Source organism: Frankia sp. KB5, assembly GCF_002099325.1.
Lineage (GTDB): Bacteria > Actinomycetota > Actinomycetes > Frankiales > Frankiaceae > Frankia > Frankia casuarinae.
The window spans coordinates 1-3,729 of the sequence record NZ_MRUJ01000353.1 but is presented as its reverse complement, the minus strand read 5'-3'; the positions used below and the strand labels follow the sequence as shown (position 1 = coordinate 3,729).

Here is a 3,729-nt window from a genome sequence, read left to right as displayed (position 1 = left end):
TCCCGCGCGGTGACGGCGGCCCCCACCGCCAGGAGCCGGATCTCGGCGACGGTCATGTCGGTGCGCAGGGCGCCGACGGCCTTGGCCCGGCTGCTCAGGACATCCAACGCGGCGTCGAACGCCGCGGCGGACCGCTGATCGGGCGCGAAGCGTGGGTCGGAGGTGGAGTCGAACGCCTCGCAGAGCGCCTTGTTGATCACCGTCTGTTCCACCATTTGGTAGAAGAAGCGGAAGAAGGCGGCCCGTGGGTCCTCCGCCGTGGCGAGTGCTCTGGCCTGCAGGGTCAGGCGGCGCATCCCGGCGACGATGACGGTGCCGAACAGGTCCTCGCGGGTGGGGAAATGCCGGTAGACGGTTCCGACGCCGACACCGGCCCGCTTCGCGATCTGGTCGAACGACACCGACGTCCCCGCGCTGGCCAGCAGCTCGTCCGCGACCCGCAGCAGCAGCGTCCGGTTGCGTAGCGCGTCGGCCCGACGGGCCGGCGGAGCTCCTCCACCGGCCGCGCGGGCGGCCGCTGACGGTGTCGTTCGCATGCTCGTCCACCACCTCGTCGGTCGCCTTGACATCCGGAGAAACCTCGCTGTATGTTCCCCAAAACGGATAGATCTCTCCGGTTCTTCCTACAGCCTACCTGCTGATTTTCTTCCCAAGGAGGAGTTTCGTGCCCGAGACGACGGAGTACGCGGCTGCCACCACTCATGAGGTGATCGAGCGGCTCGCGAACGCGATGGAGACCGGCCGCAAGGACATCTTCATTGCCCAGTTCGCCGAGGACGCGGTCTACGAGACGCCGTTCGTGCTCGCCGGGCAGCAGTCGCGGTGGGAGGGCTTCGCCGCGGTCAGCGAGCACCTGAACGCGGACAACCCGACGCGCAGCCTGCTCGCGTTCGACAAGGTCTCCGTGGTCATCCACCTGGGCGCCGACGGTGAGGAGGCGACCGCGCAGTTTCTCGTCGACGGCCGGGTGCTCGCGACCAACGAGTCGTTCCACCTGCCGTCGTCCATCGGCATCATCCGCGTTCGTCACGGCAAGATCGTCCACTACACGGATTACACGAACGTGCTGCGTGGCGCCCAGGTCGCGGGTGTGCTCAAGCAGTTCGGCGCCTCGCTCGAGGCGCTCGGCTAGCCGCTGCGCGCGGGAGCAGCAGGACGGCGCGGCCCGGCGGGGCCAGCCCCGCCGGGCCGCGCCGGCGACCGACCGGGCTCGAGCAGACCGAGGAGTGACGTCGCCGTGAGTACCGTGAGTACGCCCGCAGCGGTAGCGGACGAATCCGACCGGCTGGATCCGGCGCTGCGCAGGCTGATCGCCGTGCTGATCATCGGTGCGATGGCGCCGCTGCTGGACACCACGATCGTCAACGTCGCGCTGAACACCATCGTGCACGACCTGCACACCACGGTCTCCGCCGTCCAGTGGGTCAGCACGAGCTACCTGCTCGCCATGGGGATGTCGATCCCGCTGGCGGGATGGGCCGTCGCCCGCTTCGGCGGCAGGCAGACCTGGATGATGTCGCTCGTCCTGTTCCTGGTCGGCTCGGCGCTGGCCGGGGTGGCGTGGAACATCGGCAGCCTGATCGCCTTCCGGGTGGTCCAGGGCACCGCGAGCGGCATGGTGCTGCCGGTGCTGCAGACGCTGCTTCTGCAGGCGGCTGGCGGGCGCCGCACCGGGCGGCTGATGTCCGCGGTGAGCATGCCCGCCGTGATCGCGCCCATACTTGGGCCGGTGCTCGGCGGTCTGATCGTCGGCAACACCACCTGGCGGTGGATCTTCCTGATCAACATTCCCGTCTGYCTGGTCGGTATGTTGCTCGCCTGGCGGGGTCTCGAACCCACCAGCGCGCGGCCCGGTGACCCTCTGGACGCGGTGGGCCTGGCCCTGCTCTCGCCCGGCATCGCGGGCATCCTGCTGGCCCTGTCCCAGTTCAGCAGCCGCCGCGAGTTCGGCCTTCCGGTGATCATCCCGCTCGTTCTCGGGCTGGCGTTGCTCGTCGCGTTCGTCGTGCACGTGCTGCGCGGGCGCGTCGCCAACCCGATCATCGACGTCCGGCTCTTCCAGGTGCGTGCCTTCAGCGCCGCCTGCGCCCTGCTGTTCCTGTCGGGCCTGTCGCTGTTCGGTGGAACGCTGCTGGTTCCCCTCTTCCTCCAGCAGGCCCGCGGCTACTCCGCGCTGTCGGCGGGCCTGCTCCTAGTGGCTCAGGGGGTGGGGGCGATGCTCGCCCGGAGCACGGTGGGCAAACTGGCCGACCGCACGGGCTCGAGACCTCTTGTGCTGGTCGGCATCGTCCTGATCGCGCTGCCGATCATCGGCTTCACTCAGGTCGGCAGCCACACCCAGGTGCTGTTCATGGCCGCCTTCCTGCTGGTCTTCGGCTGCGGTATCAGCACGGTGAGCATCGCGGTGATGACCTCGGCCTTCCAGGGGCTGGACCGCGCGCAGGTCCCGCACGCGAGCGGGGCCACCCGAATCGTGCTCCAGGTCGGCGGCTCGTTCGGCGCGTCGATCGTCTCGCTCATCCTCGCCCGACAGATCGCCACGCACGGCGGGGGAGGCCAGACCGGCCTGATCACCGCGTTCAGTCACACGTTCTGGTGGGCGGCCGGGTTCGCCCTGATAGCGCTGATCCCCGCGGCGTTCCTCCCTGGGCGCGGGCATCAGCTCGCGCCGGCCGTCCCGAAACAGCCGCGGGGGGAGGATGCGCGCCACTGACCCGGTGCTCTTCCTCGGCAGCGACCAGCCCCGGGTGGACGATCTCTCGTCCGCCCAGGGCTGTCGTCGTGGTGCGCCCGGCATGGGCAGTCGTTTGGAGGTGGAAGTCCTCTGGGGGATGCGGCGGTGCCAACCCTGAGCTGGAGGCAACGGCGTCATCGTGAGGTGGGGGCGGGAGGAAGCCCGAGGCGAGACCTCTGCACCGAGGGACACGAACCGCGTAGGAGGCGTTTCGGTCGGGTGAGCCAGCACGCGATGGTGAAGCCCGTCACCGCCAAGAAGGCCGGGGCGTAAACGCGGGCGTAGGGGGACAGCGGCTGTTCTTATCCGGGGAGGTCTGCCCGCACCGTGATCCGTGCGTCCGCACGTAGCACACATGGGGCCTGCGTGGACTGTGGCAGAAGTCAGCAGTGGCCGTAGTACCAGCCGGGATCTTGTGGGTGGCTGGGAAGGGCCGAACGTTGGGATGAGCGGACGAGGGAGTGTTGCTCGCGCCAGTCGCGGGGATCGCCGCCCCCCGATCCAGGGGCCGTTGTGGGAGGAGACGGTGCATCCGTCGGAGACCACGGTGGGCGTAGCTACGGGTCGGCGCGCATTGGCGAGTCCGTTTCCGGGCCGGCAGGTGGCCTGTGGTCACGGGAGAACCTGTCGGTGGCGTTGCGGCGTGTCGAGGCCAATMGTGGCGCGCCGGGGGTGGACGGGATGACCACGGCCGAGTTGCGGCCGTGGCTGGTTGTTCACTGGCCGGTGGTGCGGGAGGCGTTGGACGCGGGGAGTTACYGACCTGCGCCGGTCCGCCAGGTGATGATCCCGAAGCCTGGGGGCGGTCAGCGGATGCTGGGAGTTCCGACGGTCAGGGCATAGTGCTGAATTGCCCAGGCCGTCTTTGGGTTTTCTAACGGTGACCCATCCGTTTCACGCGTTTGCTGGCCGGCGTCTGGAGATTTTGTATGTCAAGCGCCGGGGTGGTGGGCTGGTGTTTGTCTGCGTGCGTGATGTGAGCCGGACGGTGACGT

The 3,729-nt window shown here is 69.0% G+C and carries 4 protein-coding genes; 3 read left to right on the top strand and 1 reads right to left on the bottom strand.

What is annotated here, in order from left to right:
• Nucleotides 1-536, bottom strand: a 536-nt coding sequence (locus KBI5_RS24215) for a TetR/AcrR family transcriptional regulator (RefSeq protein ID WP_085016589.1), incomplete at its 3' end; no start/stop codon positions are given.
• 128 nt (nucleotides 537-664) lie between these two features.
• Between KBI5_RS24215 and KBI5_RS24210 the strand changes: the two genes are divergently transcribed.
• The 3 genes from KBI5_RS24210 to KBI5_RS28270 all read left to right on the top strand — a co-directional run bounded on the left by KBI5_RS24210 (nucleotide 665) and on the right by KBI5_RS28270 (nucleotide 3,577).
• Nucleotides 665-1,132, top strand: a complete 468-nt coding sequence (locus tag KBI5_RS24210; RefSeq protein WP_011436505.1) for a nuclear transport factor 2 family protein — start codon at nucleotides 665-667, stop codon at nucleotides 1,130-1,132.
• A gap of 105 nt (nucleotides 1,133-1,237) precedes the next feature.
• Nucleotides 1,238-2,713, top strand: a complete 1,476-nt coding sequence (locus tag KBI5_RS24205) for an MDR family MFS transporter (protein ID WP_011436506.1) — start codon at nucleotides 1,238-1,240, stop codon at nucleotides 2,711-2,713.
• 651 nt (nucleotides 2,714-3,364) lie between these two features.
• Nucleotides 3,365-3,577, top strand: coding sequence for a hypothetical protein (locus KBI5_RS28270; protein WP_241883164.1), 213 nt, complete (start codon nucleotides 3,365-3,367; stop codon nucleotides 3,575-3,577).
• The last annotated feature ends 152 nt before the right edge of the window (nucleotides 3,578-3,729 follow it).